This is a genomic window from Streptomyces sp. Qhu_M48, from assembly GCF_051305195.1.
GTDB lineage: Bacteria > Actinomycetota > Actinomycetes > Streptomycetales > Streptomycetaceae > Streptomyces.
In genome coordinates this window covers 2,758,057-2,775,330 of the sequence record NZ_CP195432.1, presented here as the reverse complement: position 1 = coordinate 2,775,330, position 17,274 = coordinate 2,758,057, and the positions used below count along the sequence as shown (strand labels likewise).

Below are 17,274 nucleotides of genomic sequence, written 5' to 3'. Positions count from 1 at the left end.
GCGAGGAAGAAGCGAACCTTGCACGGTTTCCCCACCGTCGCACCTCCCGCCCTCACATCCCGCCGTCGCCCACCCCCGGCGCGCGTTCCCGCAGACCAGACCGCAGACAAGACCCGGAGACCCTGGGACGCCATGCAGATTCGAGATCTTCCCTACGCCGACCCAGGGGTCCCCGATGTCCGCTCGGGCACCCGGTTCCTCGTCTGGCTCGGCCGCCAACAGCTCGCCGGGCAGGTGAAGTCCATGCTCTGGGGGCTCCTGCACCACCTGGGCATCGCCGGGCTGCCCCTCGGCATCGGGCTCGCCGTACAGGCCGTCGTGGACCGCGAGGGCGGGCGGCTCGCCCTCGCGGGAGTGCTGCTCGTCGTCATGGGCGCCGCGATCTCCCTGGGCGACGTGATGCTGCACCGCACCGCCGTCACCAACTGGATCACGGCGGCCGCCCGGGTCCAGCAGCTCCTCTCCCGCAAGACCGCCGAACTGGGTTCCGTGCTGACCCGGCGGGTCGCCGCGGGCGAGGTCGTCGCCGTCTCCACCGCGGACGTCGAGAAGATCGGCTGGTTCGTCGAGGGCATCTCGCGGTTCGCCGCGGGCGCCGTCACCCTGGTGATCATCTGCGTCGGCCTGACCGTCTACCAGCCGGCCCTCGGTGTCGTCGTCGCCGTCGGCATCCCCGTCCTCGCCCTGGCCGTGCTGCCGCTCCTCCCCCGTGCCACCGCCCGCGCGGACGTCCAGCGCGAGAAGGCGGGCAAGGCCACCGAGCTGGCCTCCGACACCGTCGCCGGACTCCGTGTGCTGCGCGGCATCGGCGGCGAGGAGCTGTTCCTCGACCGCTACCGGGCCGCCTCCCAGGAGGTCCGCGGGGCCGCCGTGCGCAGCGCGCGCATGTGGGCCCTCATCTCCGCGATCCAGGTCGTGCTGCCGGGTCTCCTGCTCATCGTCGTGGCCGTCCACGGAGCACGGCTCGCGCTCGCGGGCCGGATCACGGTCGGCGAGCTGGTCACCGTCTACAGCGCGGTGGCCCTGACGTACCACCCGCTGCGCAACTTCGAGGAGATCGCCATGGCCTTCTCCTTCTCCCGGCCGTCGGCGAAGCGGGCCGCCCGGGTGCTCGCACTGACCCGGACGACCACGACCACCCCGGGGGACGGGGACCGCGAGGCCACCGGCGACCTGTACGACCCGCTCACCGGGCTGCTCGCTCCCGCCGGCCGCTTCACCGCGGTCGTCTGCGGCGACCCGGACGTGGCGGGGCGGCTCGCCGACCGGCTCGGCGGCCATCCGACCGAGCCGGACCCGGACCACACCTCGGTCCTCCTCGGCGGGGTCCCGCTCGACGAACTGCCGCTGGAGACCGCCCGGACGGTCGTCCTCGTCCAGGACAAGGACCCGGTCCTGCTCTCGGGCACGCTGGACGAGCTGCTCGACGTGCCCCGCTCCGGCGAGGTCCTCCCGGGGCGGGCCCTGACCGCCGCCCGCTGCGACGACGTCCTCGACGCGCTGGCGCAGGCGTCCGTGGACTCCGACGGCGATCCGATGCGCACCCGCATCACCGAGCGGGGCCGGTCGCTCTCCGGCGGCCAGCGCCAGCGGCTCGCGCTCGCCCGGTCCCTGGTGACCGACCCGGAGGTGCTCGTCCTCGACGAGCCGACCTCGGCGGTCGACGCGCACACCGAGGCCCGGGTCGCCGAGGGCGTCGGCGAACTGCGCGAGGGCAGGACCACCGTGGTCCTCGCCTCCTCGCCGCTGCTCCTGGACCGCGCCGACCGGGTCGTCCTGGTCCACGAGGGCCAGGCGGTCGCCGTCGGCACCCACCGCGAGCTGCTCGCCCGGGAGCCCCGCTACCGCGCGGTCGTCACCCGTGAGACCGACGAGGAGCTCGCCGCCCCGGCGCCCGCCCGCGTCGGCGAACTCGAAGCACTGGAAGGGGAATCGGCATGATCGGCCTGGCGCCACCGGAGTACGACCCGGCGGCCCCGAAGACGGCGACGACACTGCCCGTCGCCGCCCACACGACCGTCCGCGCCTACGTACGCGAGCTGCTCCGCCGCCACCGCCAGGCGTTCGCGCTGCTCGTCGGGGTGAACGCGGTCGCCGTGATCGCCTCGATGGCCGGCCCGTACCTGCTCGGCTCGATGGTGGACGAGCTGGCCACCGGCGCGCGCGAGCTGCGCCTGGAGCGGACGGTGGCGCTGTTCGCGGGCGCGCTGCTGATCCAGACGGCGTTCACGCGGCTCGTCCGGCTCCGCGGGGCGATGCTCGGTGAGGAGATGCTCGCCGACCTGCGGGAGGACTTCCTCGTCCGCGCGGTCGGTCTGCCGCCCGGCGTGCTCGAACGGGCCGGCACCGGCGACCTGCTCTCCCGGATCACGACGGACGTCGACCGGCTCTCCAACGCGATGCGCGAGGCCGTGCCGCAGCTGGCCATCGGCGTCGTGTGGGCGGGGCTGCTGCTCGGCGGCCTCGCGGTGACGGCGCCGCCGCTGGCGCTCGCCGCCCTGATCGCGGCGCCGCTGCTGATCGTGGGCTGTCGCTGGTACTTCAAGCGGGCGCCGGCCGCGTACCGCTCGGAGTCCGCGGGGTACGCGGCGGTGGCCGCCGCCCTCGCGGAGACGGTCGACGCGGGCCGTACGGTCGAGTCGCACCGGCTCGGCGCGCGCCGGATCGCCCTGTCGGACCGGCGGATCTCGGAGTGGGTCGCGTGGGAGCGGTACACGCTCTTCCTGCGCTCGGTGCTCTTCCCGGTGGTCAACGTCACCCATGTGACGGTCCTCTGCTCCGTCCTGCTGCTCGGCGGGGTCTTCGTCCTCCAGGGCTGGATCGACGTGGGGCAGCTGACCACGGGCGCGCTGCTCTCGCAGATGCTGGTGGACCCGATCGGGATCGTGCTGCGCTGGTACGACGAGCTCCAGGTCGCGCAGGTGTCGCTGGCCCGCCTGGTCGGCGTCCGGGAGATCGAGCCGGAGGCGGGCGACGCGGAGGTGCGGCCGGAGGGCCGGGCGGTCCGCGCGGACGAGGTCCGGTTCGGCTACCGCGAGGGCGTCGACGTGCTGCACGAGGTGTCCCTGAAGGTGGCGCCCGGCACCCGGCTCGCCCTGGTCGGCCCGTCCGGCGCGGGCAAGTCCACCCTCGGCCGGCTCCTCGCGGGCATCTACGCGCCCCGGACCGGTTCGGTGACGCTCGGCGCCGCCGAGCTGGCGCGGATGCCCGCCGAGCGGATCCGTGAGCACGTGGCCCTGGTCAACCAGGAGCACCACGTCTTCGTGGGATCGCTCCGCGACAACCTGCTCCTGGCCAGGACGGGGGCGAGCGACACCGATCTGTGGGCGGCGCTGACGGCGGTGGACGCGGAGGTCTGGGCCCGGGGCCTCGACGAGGGCCTGGACACGGAGGTCGGCTCGGGCGGCCGGTCCCTGACCCCGGCGCAGGCCCAGCAGATCGCGCTGGCCCGGCTGGTCCTCGCGGACCCGCACACCCTGGTCCTGGACGAGGCGACGTCGCTGCTCGACCCGCGGGCGGCCCGTCACCTGGAGCGCTCGCTCAGCCGGGTCCTGGACGGGCGTACGGTCGTGGCCATCGCGCACCGGCTGCACACCGCGCACGACGCCGATCTGATCGCGGTGGTCGAGTCGGGCCGGATCAGCGAGCTCGGCAGCCACGCGGAGCTGGTCGCGGCGGACGGGGCGTACGCGGCGCTGTGGAGGTCGTGGCACGGCTGACGGGCGACGGGACACGGGAGGGGGCCGCACCGGATCACCGGTGCGGCCCCCTCCCCGTACCGCTAGATGAACCCGAGCGCCGAGGCCCCGCCCACCCCGCCCAGGACCATGAACACGGGCATCAGGACCTTCAGCTCGACCCAGCTGCCGGCCCGGAAGCGCATCGCCTTCGGCGGGCCGATCGGGTACCAGCGCTTACGGCCGACCGGGATGGGCCAGAGGATGGGGCAGCCGGAGACGGTCAGGGCGTCGCCGATGTCGTGGACGAGGGCGCCGAGCAGGATCGGCAGGCCGAGCCACAGGTACTCCTGGCCGGGGCCGGTGAAGAACCAGTCCGAGCCGCTGCCCGGCTTGTCGAGGACGCCGGCCAGGATCCAGGCGCTGGTCGCGCCGAGCAGCCAGACCAGGACGTCGCTGGAGACCCGGGCGGCCCTCCACAGCAGGCCCTCCACGGCGAGGACGAGGTGGACGAAGAGGATCGCGAGGACCGCCCAGCGGCCGCCGGCGACCGCCGCCCAGGAGGCACCGCCGCCCATCAGGACCGCCCAGAGCCAGGTGTGGGTGAGGGTCCGGTGGCCGCCGGTCCTGCGCGGGTCGGCGGTGGAGCGGGTCGCCTTGTAGACGGCGTACGAGACCTTGTCGACGACCTCGCAGACGCCCTTGGAGACCGGTCCGAAGGCGCGCGAGATGGTCGCCGACTTGTGGTCGAGGTCGGGGGCGAGCGCCGCGCCCGCGCAGATGAGCGCGCCGACGACGAGAACCGGCCACGGCATCGGGCGATCGTAGGCCGCCGCGAGCGCTCCGACCCCGAGCCAGGCCGCCGCTCCGGACAGCGAGTGTGCCGGTCCCATCATGGTTGGCCCGCCCCGTTTCTCCCCTGCCGGCGCTCAGTTGACGACCGGTCGACGGACGAGCCTATCCCCCGTGATCTTGGCCGCCGATGGCCGGTTCCCTCATCCGAGCGGAATCCAGGCAAGATGGGGGCGTGACCCTTATCGATCAGCTGCCGCCGACCGCCGACCCCGACGCCCTCTTCGAGGCCTTCTCCTCCTGGGCCGAGGACCGGGGCATCACGCTCTACCCGGCCCAGGAAGAGGCGCTGATCGAGGTCGTCTCCGGGGCCAACGTGATCCTGTCCACCCCCACCGGCTCGGGAAAGTCGCTGGTGGCGGCGGGTGCGCACTTCGCCGCGCTCGCGAACGACCAGGTCACGTTCTACACCGCGCCGATCAAGGCGCTGGTGTCGGAGAAGTTCTTCGACCTGTGCAAGCTCTTCGGCACCGAGAACGTCGGCATGCTGACCGGTGACGCCTCCGTGAACGCGGACGCCCCGATCATCTGCTGCACGGCCGAGGTGCTGGCGTCGATCGCGCTGCGGGACGGCAGGTACGCGGACATCGGCCAGGTCGTCATGGACGAGTTCCACTTCTACGCCGAGCAGGACCGCGGCTGGGCCTGGCAGATCCCGATCCTGGAACTCCCCCAGGCACAGTTCGTCCTCATGTCGGCGACGCTCGGCGACGTGTCGATGTTCGAGAAGGACCTGACCCGGCGCACGGGCAAGCCGACCTCGGTGGTCCGCTCGGCGACCCGGCCGGTGCCGCTCTCCTACGAGTACGTGCTCACGCCGATCACCGAGACCCTGACGGAGCTCCTGGAGACCAAGCAGGCGCCCGTCTACATCGTCCACTTCACGCAGGCGCAGGCCGTCGAGCGCGCGCAGTCGCTGATGAGCATCAACATGTGCACGCGCGAGGAGAAGGACAGGATCGCCGAGCTGATCGGCAACTTCCGCTTCACCACCAAGTTCGGCCAGAACCTCTCGCGTTACGTCCGGCACGGCATCGGTGTGCACCACGCGGGCATGCTGCCGAAGTACCGGCGGCTCGTCGAGAAGCTGGCCCAGGCGGGCCTGCTCAAGGTGATCTGCGGGACGGACACGCTCGGCGTGGGCGTGAACGTGCCGATCCGGACGGTGCTCTTCACGGCCCTCACCAAGTACGACGGCAACCGGGTGCGCACGCTGCGCGCCCGTGAGTTCCACCAGATCGCGGGCCGGGCCGGCCGGGCCGGCTTCGACACCGCCGGTTACGTGGTCGCCCAGGCCCCCGAGCACGTCATCGAGAACGAGAAGGCGCTCGCCAAGGCCGGCGACGACCCGAAGAAGCGCCGCAAGGTGGTCCGCAAGAAGGCCCCCGAGGGCTTCGTCGCCTGGAGCGACACCACCTTCGAGCGGCTCATCGGCGCCGAGCCGGAGCCGCTCACCTCCCGCTTCAAGGTCACCAACATCATGCTCCTCTCGGTGATCGCCCGGCCGGGCAACGCCTTCGAGGCGATGCGCAAGCTCCTGGAGGACAACCACGAGCCGCGCAAGGCCCAGCTGCGCCACATCCGCCGGGCCATCGCGATCTACCGTTCGCTGCTCGACGGCGGTGTGGTGGAGCAGCTCGCCGAGCCGGACGCCGAGGGGCGCACGATCCGCCTCACGGTCGACCTCCAGCAGGACTTCGCGCTCAACCAGCCGCTGTCGACGTTCGCGCTCGCCGCCTTCGACCTGCTGGACCCGGAGTCCCCCTCGTACGCCCTGGACATGGTCTCGGTCGTGGAGTCGACGCTCGACGACCCGCGCCAGATCCTCGCCGCCATGCAGAACAAGGCGCGCGGCGAGGCGGTCGGGCGGATGAAGGCGGACGGCGTCGAGTACGAGGAGCGGATGGAGCGGCTCCAGGAGATCTCGTACCCGAAGCCGCTGGAGGAGCTGCTCTGGCACGCGTACAACGTCTACCGGACCTCGCACCCGTGGGTCGGCGACCACCCGGTGTCGCCGAAGTCGGTCATTCGGGACATGTACGAACGGGCCCTGACCTTCACCGAGTTCACCTCCTGGTACGAGCTGGCGCGGACCGAGGGCATCGTGCTCCGCTACCTCGCGAGCGCGTACAAGGCGCTCGACCACACCATCCCGGACGACCTGAAGACCGAGGACCTGGAGGACCTGATCGCCTGGCTGGGCGAGATGGTGCGCCAGGTGGACTCCTCGCTGCTCGACGAGTGGGAGCAGCTGGCCAACCCGGAGATCCAGACGGCTGAGGAGGCCCAGGAGAAGGCCGACCAGGTCAAGCCGGTCACGGCGAACGCCCGCGCCTTCCGCGTCCTCGTGCGCAACGCGATGTTCCGCCGGGTGGAGCTGGCCGCGCTGGACAACGTGGCCGCGCTCGGCGAACTGGACGGCGAGTCCGGCTGGGACGCGGACGCGTGGGGCGAGGCGATGGACGCGTACTGGGACGAGTACGACGACCTCGGTACGGGTCCGGACGCGCGCGGCCCGAAGCTGCTGAACATCGAGGAGGACGCGGCCCACGGCCTGTGGCGCGTCCGCCAGACCTTCGCCGACCCGAACGGCGACCATGACTGGGGCATCGGCGCGGAGGTGGATCTCGCGGCCTCCGACGAGGAGGGCCGCGCGGTGCTCCGCGTGACGTCCGTCGGCCAGCTGTAGAGACGTTCCGAGGAGACCAAGGTGACCAACCCCGCCGAGAGGCTCGTCGATCTGCTCGACCTGGAGCGGATCGAGGTCGACATCTTCCGCGGGCGCAGCCCGCAGGAGTCGCTGCAACGGGTCTTCGGCGGCCAGGTCGCCGGGCAGGCCCTGGTGGCGGCCGGCCGCACCACGGAGGGCGACCGGCCGGTGCACTCGCTGCACGCCTACTTCCTTCGGCCGGGCCGCCCGGGGGTGCCGATCGTGTACCAGGTGGAGCGGGTGCGCGACGGGCGCTCGTTCACGACCCGCCGGGTCACGGCGGTCCAGGAGGGGCGGACGATCTTCAACCTGACCGCCTCGTTCCACCTGCCGGAGGAGGCCGGGTTCGAGCACCAGCTGCCGCCACGGCACATGACGGACCCGGAGAGCCTGCCGAAGCTCGCGGACGAGATCCGCGACCACCTCGGGGCGCTGCCGGAGGCGCTGGAGCGGATGGCCCGGCGGCAGCCGTTCGACATCCGGTACGTGGACCGGCTGCGCTGGACCAAGGACGAGGTCAGGGACGCGGACCCGCGCAGCGCGGTGTGGATGCGGGCCGTGGGGCCGCTGGGCGACGACCCGCTGGTCCACACCTGCGCCCTGACGTACGCCTCGGACATGACGCTCCTGGACGCGGTGCGCATCCCGGTCGAGCCGCTGTGGGGCCCGCGCGGCTTCGACATGGCGTCGCTCGACCACGCGATGTGGTTCCACCGGCCGTTCCGGGCGGACGAGTGGTTCCTGTACGACCAGGAGTCCCCGATCGCGACGGGCGGCCGGGGACTGGCACGGGGCAGGATCTACGACCGCGAGGGCCGGCTCCTGGTCTCGGTGGTCCAGGAGGGCCTGTTCCGGAAGCTGTGAGCCCCCGGGACAGGCCGCGGCCGGGTCACTCGAACTCGGTGCCGCCCTTGCGGGTCAGGTAGGCCGGGCTGACCGCCTTCGCGATGGCCCGGCCGCCGACGACCGGGCTGTACCGCTCGGTCGCGGGCCTGATGACGACGCCCTCCCGCAGGTGGGCCTCCCGGCCGGAGACGGTCTCCCGGCCGCTCGCGTGCGCGAGGACCGTGTCGAGGTCGTACGGGCCGGAGTAGAGGCGTGGTACGAGCGGGACCTCGCCCGCCTCCAGGACCTCGGCCGGGTCCAGCCAGCGGACCTGGCCGTCGATCTCGGCCGACACGTCGAAGAGCGCGTACCCGACGGTCTCGGACCGGGCGTCGGCGCCGTAGGCGAGGTCCTGCACCCCGGAGCCGTACACCTCACCGAAGAGCCCGACGCGGCGGGCGCCGAGACGTTTCGCCAGCCGCTCGGCGACGGCGGCCAGACCGTGGCCGTGGACGGCGCGCCAGTAGAGGTTGCGCGGGTCCTCCTGGAGGGCGAGGCCCTTCGACCCGAACCCCTTGGAGGAGACCTGGACGCGCCCGTCCTCGGCGCCGTAGGTCAGCAGACAGGCCGTGCCGTGCAGCTTCTCCGTGAGGACGACGGGCTCGCCGGGCTCGAAGATCCCCGGATAGCGCTGGAGGTTCTCGATGTCGACCCAGGGCAGCAGTTCGGGCGCGACCTCCACGTCCCCGCTCATCGTCGGCGGTATCGGCGGCACCCACTTGACGATCCCGAGCGTCTCCGCGAAGTCGGCTCCCTCGGCCGCCGCCCGCGCGAGGTCGACCCCGGCGAGGGCGCCAGGCCGGCACACGATCCCCTGCGACAGCTCGCCGCGCAGCCGCACCGCCTTGACCCGGTCCGACTTCCCTCCGGCGAGGCGCCCGGTCAGCCCCAGCTCCTCGATGAGCGCGGCGGGCAGCACGGACTGCTCGGGGATGTACACGGCGGCCTCACCGGTCCGGTAGGCCCCCTTGGCGACCACGGCCCGGTAGAGGCCGACCTGGGCCAGTTCCAGGGCGTCGGCGTTGGGATGCGGATGGACGGTCAGGACTTCGGCGGTGACGCGCAGGGTCGACACGGTTCAGGACTCCGGTTGCTCGGGTTTCGCTCTCATCGGCGTCGACTGTGCCGGACGGGAAAGGGCTGGGCCAGCGATTTGCGCGCTGGTAGCGTCTCCGGGTTCCGGACCGGGCCCCGCGGCCCTACGGGGCCTGGTCGATGCCCGGCAGGGTGTCCTGCTCGACCTCGTGGCGGCGGCTGCGGATGTCCGGGGCCGGCGGGTGCAGTTTGGCGTCGCAGGTCGGGCCGACGCCGGTCCGGCGGGAGTCCGCGCCCGTCAGCGGACGGCCGCAGAGGCGGCAGCGGACCAGGCGCGGTCCCGCCTCCGAGGAATCGATCGCGATTGCCAGTGGTTCGTCTCCCATGCTGAGATCAAACCCTATTCCGACGAGGAGCAGTCCATGAGCCTGTACGACATTCCCCTGAAGACCCTGACCGGCGAGCCGGTCTCCCTCGCCGACTACCGGGACGGCGCCGTCCTCGTGGTCAACGTCGCCTCCAAGTGCGGTCTGACCCCGCAGTACGAGGGTCTGGAGCGGCTGCAGAAGGAGTACGGGGAGCGCGGCCTCACCGTGCTCGGCGTGCCCTGCAACCAGTTCGCGGGCCAGGAGCCCGGCAGTGCGGAGGAGATCCGGACCTTCTGCGCGACGACGTACGGCGTGTCCTTCCCGCTCCTGGAGAAGACCGACGTCAACGGCGACGCCCGCCACCCGCTCTACACGGAGCTGGTGAAGGTGGCGGACGCCGAGGGCGAGGCCGGTGACGTCCAGTGGAACTTCGAGAAGTTCCTGATCGGCCGCGACGGGCAGGTCACCCGGTTCCGTCCGCGCACCGAGCCCGACGCCCCCGAGGTCGTCGCGGCCATCGAGGCCCAGCTTGTCTGAAACGGGCGTCGTAGAGCGGCTGCGGGCCGCCGGCTGCGTCTTCGCCGAGGAGGAGGCGGCGATGCTGCTCGCCTCGGCCACCGGGCCCGCCGAACTGAACCTGATGGTCGAGCGGCGGGCCTCGGGCCTCCCCCTTGAGCACGTCGTGGGCTGGGCCGACTTCGCCGGACTGCGGATCGAGGTCGACGGCGGGGTGTTCGTGCCCCGGCGGCGTACGGAGTTCCTCGTCGGGCACGCGGTGGGGCTGGCCCGGCCGGGAGCCGTCTGCGTCGACCTGTGCTGCGGCTCCGGCGCGGCCGGCGCGGTGCTGCTCGCCCGGGTCGAGGGCGCGGAGACGCACGCCTCGGACATCGAGCCGGCGGCGGTGCGCTGCGCCCGCCGGAACGTCGAGCCGCGCGGCGGCCGGGTGTACGAGGGCGACCTCTTCGCGCCGCTCCCCGGCGGGCTGCGGGGCCGGGTCGAGGTGCTCGTCGCCAACGTGCCCTACGTACCGACCGGGGAGATCGGCCTGCTGCCCTCCGAGGCGCGGGACCACGAGCCGCTCGTCACGCTCGACGGCGGCGCGGACGGTCTCGACGTGCTGCGGCGGGTCGCCGCCGAGGCGCCTGAGTGGCTGGCGCCGGGCGGTCACCTGCTCGTGGAGACGAGCGAGCGGCAGGCCGGTCGGGCCGCGGAGGCCGTCGCGGAGGTCTCGGGAGGCCTGCTGGCCGCCGAGGTGCTGACCTCGGACGAGTGGGGGGCGACGGTGGTGGTCGCGACCCGGCGGTAGGGCCGCCGGGGGCGCCGCCCCGCTCTAGACCGTCCTGGGCGTGAGCCGGCAGCGCGCCGGACCGGCCGCCTGGAGGGTGATCGCCGGTGCGACGGGCACCTCCTTGTCGACGGCCTCGAAGTCGTACCGCTGGAGGATCATCGCCAGGGCGATCACCGACTCCAGCATCGAGAAGTGCTGGCCGATGCAGGCGCGCGGGCCGCCGCCGAAGGGGAACCAGGCGTACCGCGGCCGTGCGGCCTCCGCCTCGGGCGTGAACCGCTCCGGGTCGAAGCGCTCGGCGTCCTCCCAGTAGGCGGGGTGACGGTGGGTGACCCAGGGGGCGACGATGACGTCCGCGCCCGCCGGGATGGTCACGCCGCCGACCTCGGTGGCGGCGACGGCCCGGCGCCCGATGACCGGGGCGGCCGGGAAGAGCCGCATGGCCTCCTTGAGGACCCGGGTGACGTACGGCAGGGCGTCGAGGTCGGCGGCGCCGGGGGTACGGCCGGCGAGCACCCGGTCGACCTCCTCGTGGGCCCGCTTCCGCTGCTCCGGGTGGAGGGCCAGGAGGTGGAGGGCGAAGCCGAGGGACGTGGCGGTCGTCTCGTGACCGGCGAGCAGGAAGACGAGCACCTGCTCCCGCAGCTCGGTCGCGTCGAAGCTGCCGTCCTCGGCGCTCTCCGCCTCGACGAGGAGGGTGAGGAGGTCCTGGCCGTCGCCGGGGGCGGCGCCGGAGCCGCGGCGCTCGGCGATGATGCGGTCGCAGACCTCGTACAGCGCCCGGTGGACGCCGGCGGCCCGGCGGTTGGCGGGGGTCGGCCAGTCGCGGGGGACGTTGATCGGGGAGTAGCCGCGGCGCAGGACGTAGGCGCCGACCTCGGGGAAGTTCTCCTCGACGATCCTCACGGCGGCGTCGACGTCCGTGCCGAAGAGGATGCGGGCGACGGCCCGCAGGGCGAAGCGGGTCATCTCCTGGAGGACGTCGACGGATTCGGCGCCGGAGTCCTGCCACTCCCGGGTGAGGGTGGTGATCTCGGCGGCTACGGCGGAGGCGTAGCCGTCGACGCGGCGGCGGGTGAAGAGGGGCTGGACGAGTCGGCGCTGGCGGAGGTAGTCCTCGTCCTGGCTGGTGAGCAGGCCGTTGCCGAAGGACTCGCGGATCTCCTGGTAGAAGGCGTTGTCCTTGCGGAAGTTGGCCGACTCCCCGGCGAGGACCTGCTGGGCGCCCTCGGCGGAGAAGACGCCGTAGACGGTGGCGCGGATGCCGGGCGGCCCCGCCGTGATCCGTACGACGTCGCCGTGCTCGCGCCGGGCGCGGAGGAAGGTTCCCAGGGAGTCGCTCTTGAGGTCGAACATGGAGCCGAGCAACGGGAGTCCCGCGAGTTCGGGCGCTTCGGTACCGGTGGTGATGGCCATGAACGGCTCCCCTCGATCGTCACCTGCCGGGTGATTGTCCCCCAGGACGTGACGCGCGGGTAGCAATGTCCGAACGGCGGGCCGAATCTGGCTCGTTGGCTCGAACCGGTCGACTGTCGGTGGCGTCTGCGAGGCTCGCCGCATGGAACGCCCCGAGCTGACGCTGCAACTGACCGTCGACTGCGCCGACCCCCAACGCCTCGTGCCGTTCTGGCTGGTGGCCCTGCGGTACGTCCCCGATCCGCCGCCCGAGGGCCATGCCACCTGGCGGGCGTACTGGGAGGCGATCGGTGTCCCCGAGGAGGAGCTCGGCGAGGACGCCGGGGAGCTGCCCGAGTCCATCGTGGACCCGAAGGGGGTGGGCCCCCGGGTCTGGTTCCAGCGCGTCCCGGAGCCGAAGACCGCCAAGAACCGCCTCCACCTCGACCTCAAGGTCGGCGGCGGCCGCGCGGTCCCGCTCGCGCTGCGCCGCGAGCGGGTGGACGGCGAGGTGGCCCGCCTGACGGCGCTCGGCGCGACGATCCTGTACGCGATGGACGAGCCGAACGGCATGGACTACTACGCGGTGGTCCTCCAGGACCCGGAGGGCAACGAGTTCTGCGTGGTGTGACAGTGGCCACTCCGTCGGCGGGCGCGGCCGGGCCGCGGCCGCCGACGGGGTGGCGTGGCGGACCCCACGTCCGCGGGAGGCGGGGTCTGTCGTACCCAGCGCCTAGGCTGGGTGCCATGTCCGACACCGACCCGCACAGAGGGACCCCCGGCCCCACCGCCCTGAACGACGCGATCCGCACCCTGTGGGTGCGCGCCGGAGAGGAGCGGCGTCCGCTGACCGCGGACGAGCAGCGGATCTACCAGGTGCTCGTCGCGGCCTGGACCGACGCGGTGCAGGCCGAGCAGGAACTCGCCGCCTGAACCGCGGACGCCGCCGACCCGGATCAGGCCCGCCCCGTACCGGTGCGGGCCTGATCCGCGTCCCGCCCCGGCCGCGCGCCTGGCCGGCGCCCCGCCCCGGCCGGCCGGACTACTTCGCGATCGCCCGGCTGATCACCATGCGCTGGATCTCGCTCGTGCCTTCGAAGATGGTGTAGATCGCCGCGTCGCGGTGCATGCGCTCCACCGGGTACTCGCGGGTGTAGCCGTTGCCGCCGAGGATCTGGATCGCCTGGGCCGTGACCTGCTTGGCCACCTCGCTCGCGTACAGCTTGGACATGGAGCCCTCCGCCGCGGTGAAGGGCTTGCCCGCCGTGGCCATCCAGGAGGCGCGCCAGACGAGGAGGCGGGCCGCGTCGATCTGGGTGGCCATGTCGGCGAGCTGGAAGGCGACGCCCTGGTTCTCGATGATCGGGCGGCCGAACTGGACGCGGGTCTTCGCGTAGTCGAGGGCGACCTCGTACGCGGCGCGGGCGGTGCCTACGGCCATGGCGCCGACCGCCGGGCGCGAGGCCTCGAAGGTGGCCATGGCGGCGTTCTTCACGCGCTCGCCACCCCCGGCCCTGGCCTTCTCACGGGCGCGGGCCAGGCGCTCGTCGAGCTTCTCCTTGCCGCCGAGGAGGCAGTGGCCGGGGATCCGGACGTCCTCCAGGACGACCTCGGCGGTGTGGGAGGCACGGATGCCGTGCTTCTGGAACTTCTGGCCCTGGGAGAGGCCGGGGGTGTTCGGCGGGACGATGAAGGAGGCGTGGCCCCTGGAGCCGAGCTCCGCGTCGACGACGGCGACGACGACGTGGACGTTGGCGATGCCGCCGTTGGTCGCCCAGGTCTTGGTGCCGTTGAGGACCCACTCGTCCGTGGCCTCGTCGTAGACGGCGCGGGTGCGCATGGAGGCGACGTCGGAGCCGGCGTCGGGCTCGGAGGAGCAGAACGCGGCGACCTTGACGTCGTTCGCGTCGCCGTACATCTGCGGCACCCAGGTGCCGATCTGCTCCTCGGTGCCGTTGGCGAGGACGCCGACGGCGGCGAGGCCGGTGCCGACGATGGAGAGGGCGATGCCGGCGTCGCCCCAGAAGAGCTCCTCCATCGCCATGGGGATGCCCAGGCCGGTCGGGTCGAAGAACTGCTGGGCGTAGAAGTCGAGGGAATAGATGCCGAGCTTGGCCGCTTCCTGGATGATCGGCCAGGGAGTCTCCTCACGCTCGTCCCATTCGGCGGCCGCGGGGCGCATCACATCGGCGGCGAAGCCGTGGAGCCAGTCGCGGACCTGCTTCTGGTCATCGTTGAGTTCGAGCGTGAACTCGCCCATTTTCCCTCCCAGCTGTACGTTACTTGCGGTAACAGCAGTCTGTTACCGACGGGTACGGACTGTCAACCTGCGGGGAAGCGGTTCGGCCCGACCCGCACCGGACACCGGCCGGGTGTTACGTTGCGACAGCCTCACGGAATCGCACGGGCGGGGAGACACGCTATGGACATCGCACACCGGACCACCGACCAGCAGAAGCCCGCCGAGCAGCGGCGACGCGAACTGCTGGAGGCGGCGGACCGGGTCGTGCTCCGTGACGGCCCCAAGGCGTCCATGAACGCGATCGCGGCCGAGGCCGGCATCACCAAGCCGATCCTCTACCGCCACTTCGGCGACAAGGGCGGCCTCTACCGCGCCCTCGCCATCCGGCACACCGACGCCCTCCTCGCCGCCCTGCGGGCAGCGCTCGACGCGCCCTCCGACCGGCGCCACCGCGTCGAGGCCACCCTCGACACCTACCTCGCCTCGATCGAGGCGATGCCCCAGGTCTACCGCTTCCTCATGCACCCCGCGGAGGAGTCGCACCAGAACGAGCAGGGCTTCGACGTCGGCCGCCACTCGGCCCCGCTGCTCCGCCGCATGGGCGAGGAGCTCGGCCAGGTCATCGCCGAACGCGTCGACCTGGGCCCCGGCGCCCAGGCGCAGGCCCGGATCTGGGGACACGGCATCGTCGGCATGATGCACGCGGCCGGCGACTGGTGGCTCGGCGAACGCCCATGCTCCCGCGCCGAACTCGTCCGGGCCCTGGCGGACCTCCTGTGGGGCCGGCTCGCCCAGGCCCCCGACCTCCCCGGCGGACCGGGGTTCTGACGCACGCCCACCCCCGGCCCCGAGGGACCGGAGGCGGCCTTCAGCCCTCCAGCACCCCGACGCCACTCCCCCACGGCTGCTTGCGGATCGCGCGCAGCAGACGTGACTTCCGCCACCCCGTGACCCGGTCCGCGTAGACCCCGCCCTCCAGATGGTCCGCCTCGTGCTGGAGGCAGCGGGCGAAGAAACCCGTGCCCTCGACCCGTACCGGAGTGCCGTCCAGCCGTACGCCCTCGACCACCGCGCGGTCGTACCGGGGCGTCGGCGCCTCCAGACCCGGCAGCGAGAGACACCCCTCGGGGCCCCGGACCACGTCTCCGTCCGCCTCCACCAGGCGCGGGTTCACCACGTGGCCCAGGTGACGGGTCTCCTCGTCGTCCGGGCAGTCGTACACGAAGACGCGCAGGCCCACGCCCACCTGGTTGGCGGCCAGGCCCACGCCGTTCGCCGCGTACATCGTGGCGAACATGTCCTCGACGAGCCGGGCCAGTTCGGGGCCGAAGTCGGTGACGGGCGCGCAGGGGCTGTGCAGCACGGGGTCGCCGAGCGGAGTCATCGCTCGGACGAGGCCGGAACTGCCGGGGATGGGGCGGTTTCGCATGGCCGTAAGGGTACGGTCCGCCGTGACCAGGCTGTTTCGCCCGCCCGCTCGGCGGTGCCGCTGTTCGGGCTCCTGGCCGGATCTCGATAGGCTGAGCCCGGACCGACGCAAGGAGGAACAAGAACGATGTCAGGACACCCCGGTAATCCAGAGCCGCTGTCGCCGCGCGCCAAGCTGGCCGTGACGGCGGGCAGGGCCGCGGCCGCGGTGTCGCGGGCGGCGGGTCGCGGAAGCGGATCGGTGATCGGCGGCAAGGTGGCGCTGAAGCTCGACCCCGACCTGCTCGGCCGGCTCGCGCAGCATCTGGACGTCGTCCTGGTGTCGGCGACCAACGGCAAGACGACGACGACCCGGCTGATCGCGGAGGCCCTGCGCGCCGCCGGCCCCGTCGTCTCGAACGCGCTCGGCGCCAACATGCCCGCCGGCATCACCTCGGCGCTGGCCGGCGGCTCGGACTCCAAGTACGGCGTGATCGAGGTCGACGAGAAGTACCTCGCCGGAGTCGCCCGCGACACCACGCCCAAGGTCATCGCGCTGCTCAACCTCTCCCGCGACCAGCTCGACCGCGCCGCCGAGACCCGGATGCTCGCCGAGAAGTGGCGCGAGGGGCTCAACGGCACGAAGGCCGTCGTCGTCGCCAACGCCGACGACCCGCTCATCGTGTGGGCCGCCTCCTCCTCCCCCAACGTGGTGTGGGTGGCCGCCGGCCAGGAGTGGAAGGACGACGCCTGGTCGTGCCCCGCCTGCGGCGGTGTGATGCAGCGTCCGGGCGACGACTGGTTCTGCGGCGAGTGCGGCTTCCGCCGCCCCGCGCCGAGCTGGGCGCTCAGCGGCGACCACGTGCTCGACCCGCACGGTTCGGCCTGGCCGATCCGCCTCCAGCTGCCCGGCCGCGCCAACAAGGCGAACGCCGCCACCTCGGCCGCCGTCGCCGCCGTCTTCGGAGTGCCGCCGCAGGTGGCCCTGGAGCGCATGTACGCGGTGCAGGCCGTCGCCGGACGCTACGACGTGGTCTCCTTCCAGGGCCGTGAGCTGCGCCTGCTGCTCGCGAAGAACCCGGCCGGCTGGCTGGAGACGTTCTCCCTCATCGACGGGCCGCCCGCCCCGGTGATCCTCTCCGTCAACGCGCGCGGCGCCGACGGCACGGACACCTCCTGGCTGTGGGACGTGGACTACGGCCGGCTCGCCGGCCACCCGATCATGGTGATCGGCGACCGCCGGCTCGACCTCGCGGTCCGCCTGGAGGTCGCGGGTGTGGACTTCCGGGTCTGCGAGACGCTGGACGAGGCCGTCGCGATGGCCCCGCCCGGGCAGATCGAGCTGATCGCCAACTACACCGCCTTCCAGGACGTCCGCCGCCGCGTCGGCAACTGACCCGTAGAGGACATGCAGC

The 17,274-nt window shown here is 72.7% G+C and carries 16 protein-coding genes; 10 read left to right on the top strand and 6 right to left on the bottom strand.

Annotated elements, in window-relative coordinates; all coding sequences use genetic code 11:
- Positions 1-132: 132 nt before the first annotated feature.
- Both ACRRSS_RS12880 and ACRRSS_RS12875 read left to right on the top strand, forming a co-directional pair.
- Positions 133-1,941: an ABC transporter transmembrane domain-containing protein gene (locus tag ACRRSS_RS12880; RefSeq protein WP_435971334.1), complete on the top strand. Its 1,809-nt coding sequence runs from the start codon at positions 133-135 to the stop codon at positions 1,939-1,941.
- The gene (locus ACRRSS_RS12875) at positions 1,938-3,719 is read left to right on the top strand and encodes an ABC transporter ATP-binding protein (RefSeq protein ID WP_435971333.1); all 1,782 of its coding nucleotides are present in this window, start codon (positions 1,938-1,940) and stop codon (positions 3,717-3,719) included. The genes ACRRSS_RS12880 and ACRRSS_RS12875 overlap by 4 nt, the downstream gene beginning before the upstream one ends.
- Before the next feature lie 62 nt (positions 3,720-3,781).
- On the opposite strand, the gene ACRRSS_RS12870 is transcribed toward ACRRSS_RS12875, so the two are convergent.
- Positions 3,782-4,573 carry a metal-dependent hydrolase gene (locus tag ACRRSS_RS12870; protein ID WP_435971332.1) on the bottom strand — a complete coding sequence of 264 codons (792 nt, stop codon included), beginning with the start codon at positions 4,571-4,573 and terminating at the stop codon, positions 3,782-3,784.
- Between the two features lie 86 nt (positions 4,574-4,659).
- On the opposite strand from ACRRSS_RS12870, the gene ACRRSS_RS12865 reads away from it, so the two are divergent.
- Positions 4,660-7,218 carry a DEAD/DEAH box helicase gene (locus ACRRSS_RS12865; protein WP_435971331.1) on the top strand — a complete coding sequence of 853 codons (2,559 nt, stop codon included), beginning with the start codon at positions 4,660-4,662 and terminating at the stop codon, positions 7,216-7,218.
- Positions 7,219-7,239: 21 nt separating this feature from the next.
- Entirely contained in the window at positions 7,240-8,103 is an 864-nt protein-coding gene (locus ACRRSS_RS12860) for an acyl-CoA thioesterase (protein ID WP_435971330.1), read from the top strand.
- Between the two features lie 25 nt (positions 8,104-8,128).
- Here the strand turns inward: ACRRSS_RS12860 and ACRRSS_RS12855 are convergent, their stop codons facing one another.
- Positions 8,129-9,199, bottom strand: coding sequence for an RNA ligase (ATP) (locus tag ACRRSS_RS12855; RefSeq protein WP_435971329.1), 1,071 nt, complete (start codon positions 9,197-9,199; stop codon positions 8,129-8,131).
- A 124-nt stretch (positions 9,200-9,323) separates the two neighbouring features.
- Complete coding sequence (locus ACRRSS_RS12850) at positions 9,324-9,545, bottom strand: DUF6011 domain-containing protein (protein ID WP_435971328.1); 222 nt, start codon at positions 9,543-9,545, stop codon at positions 9,324-9,326.
- Positions 9,546-9,581: 36 nt separating this feature from the next.
- Here ACRRSS_RS12850 and ACRRSS_RS12845 point away from each other — a divergent pair, with 36 nt between their 5' ends.
- A complete protein-coding gene (locus tag ACRRSS_RS12845; protein WP_435971327.1) occupies positions 9,582-10,064 on the top strand; it encodes a glutathione peroxidase in 483 nt (160 codons plus the stop codon).
- Positions 10,057-10,833 (top strand): putative protein N(5)-glutamine methyltransferase, encoded by a 777-nt coding sequence (locus tag ACRRSS_RS12840; protein ID WP_435971326.1) that lies wholly within the window; start codon positions 10,057-10,059, stop codon positions 10,831-10,833. Before ACRRSS_RS12845 ends, ACRRSS_RS12840 begins: the two co-directional genes overlap by 8 nt.
- Before the next feature lie 24 nt (positions 10,834-10,857).
- Here the strand turns inward: ACRRSS_RS12840 and ACRRSS_RS12835 are convergent, their stop codons facing one another.
- Positions 10,858-12,231, bottom strand: a complete 1,374-nt coding sequence (locus ACRRSS_RS12835; RefSeq protein WP_435971325.1) for a cytochrome P450 — start codon at positions 12,229-12,231, stop codon at positions 10,858-10,860.
- Between the two features lie 142 nt (positions 12,232-12,373).
- On the opposite strand from ACRRSS_RS12835, the gene ACRRSS_RS12830 reads away from it, so the two are divergent.
- Together ACRRSS_RS12830 and ACRRSS_RS12825 are read left to right on the top strand one after the other, a co-directional pair.
- The gene (locus ACRRSS_RS12830) at positions 12,374-12,841 is read left to right on the top strand and encodes a VOC family protein (protein WP_435971324.1); all 468 of its coding nucleotides are present in this window, start codon (positions 12,374-12,376) and stop codon (positions 12,839-12,841) included.
- Between the two features lie 116 nt (positions 12,842-12,957).
- Entirely contained in the window at positions 12,958-13,143 is a 186-nt protein-coding gene (locus ACRRSS_RS12825; RefSeq protein ID WP_351897861.1) for a hypothetical protein, read from the top strand.
- 109 nt (positions 13,144-13,252) lie between these two features.
- On the opposite strand, the gene ACRRSS_RS12820 is transcribed toward ACRRSS_RS12825, so the two are convergent.
- The gene (locus ACRRSS_RS12820; protein ID WP_435971323.1) at positions 13,253-14,470 is read right to left on the bottom strand and encodes an acyl-CoA dehydrogenase family protein; all 1,218 of its coding nucleotides are present in this window, start codon (positions 14,468-14,470) and stop codon (positions 13,253-13,255) included.
- 162 nt (positions 14,471-14,632) lie between these two features.
- Here ACRRSS_RS12820 and ACRRSS_RS12815 point away from each other — a divergent pair, with 162 nt between their 5' ends.
- Entirely contained in the window at positions 14,633-15,280 is a 648-nt protein-coding gene (locus tag ACRRSS_RS12815) for a TetR family transcriptional regulator (RefSeq protein ID WP_435971322.1), read from the top strand.
- 40 nt (positions 15,281-15,320) lie between these two features.
- Here ACRRSS_RS12815 and def read toward each other — a convergent pair whose 3' ends face one another.
- A complete protein-coding gene (def, locus tag ACRRSS_RS12810) occupies positions 15,321-15,881 on the bottom strand; it encodes a peptide deformylase (protein WP_435971321.1) in 561 nt (186 codons plus the stop codon).
- A gap of 126 nt (positions 15,882-16,007) precedes the next feature.
- On the opposite strand from def, the gene ACRRSS_RS12805 reads away from it, so the two are divergent.
- On the top strand, positions 16,008-17,255 hold the full coding sequence (locus tag ACRRSS_RS12805) for a Mur ligase family protein (RefSeq protein WP_073902087.1): 1,248 nt from the start codon (positions 16,008-16,010) through the stop codon (positions 17,253-17,255).
- Positions 17,256-17,274: the final 19 nt, after the last annotated feature.

Coding starts and splice junctions, on each gene's coding strand:
- ACRRSS_RS12880 (WP_435971334.1), top strand. CDS start 133: ATGCAGATTCGAGATCTTCCCTACGCCGACCCAGGGGTCCCCGATGTC.
- ACRRSS_RS12875 (WP_435971333.1), top strand. CDS start 1,938: ATGATCGGCCTGGCGCCACCGGAGTACGACCCGGCGGCCCCGAAGACG.
- ACRRSS_RS12870 (WP_435971332.1), bottom strand. CDS start 4,573: ATGATGGGACCGGCACACTCGCTGTCCGGAGCGGCGGCCTGGCTCGGG.
- ACRRSS_RS12865 (WP_435971331.1), top strand. CDS start 4,660: ATGGCCGGTTCCCTCATCCGAGCGGAATCCAGGCAAGATGGGGGCGTG.
- ACRRSS_RS12850 (WP_435971328.1), bottom strand. CDS start 9,545: ATGGGAGACGAACCACTGGCAATCGCGATCGATTCCTCGGAGGCGGGA.
- ACRRSS_RS12845 (WP_435971327.1), top strand. CDS start 9,582: ATGAGCCTGTACGACATTCCCCTGAAGACCCTGACCGGCGAGCCGGTC.
- ACRRSS_RS12835 (WP_435971325.1), bottom strand. CDS start 12,231: ATGGCCATCACCACCGGTACCGAAGCGCCCGAACTCGCGGGACTCCCG.
- ACRRSS_RS12830 (WP_435971324.1), top strand. CDS start 12,374: ATGGAACGCCCCGAGCTGACGCTGCAACTGACCGTCGACTGCGCCGAC.
- ACRRSS_RS12825 (WP_351897861.1), top strand. CDS start 12,958: ATGTCCGACACCGACCCGCACAGAGGGACCCCCGGCCCCACCGCCCTG.
- ACRRSS_RS12820 (WP_435971323.1), bottom strand. CDS start 14,470: ATGGGCGAGTTCACGCTCGAACTCAACGATGACCAGAAGCAGGTCCGC.
- ACRRSS_RS12815 (WP_435971322.1), top strand. CDS start 14,633: ATGGACATCGCACACCGGACCACCGACCAGCAGAAGCCCGCCGAGCAG.
- def (WP_435971321.1), bottom strand. CDS start 15,881: ATGCGAAACCGCCCCATCCCCGGCAGTTCCGGCCTCGTCCGAGCGATG.
- ACRRSS_RS12805 (WP_073902087.1), top strand. CDS start 16,008: ATGTCAGGACACCCCGGTAATCCAGAGCCGCTGTCGCCGCGCGCCAAG.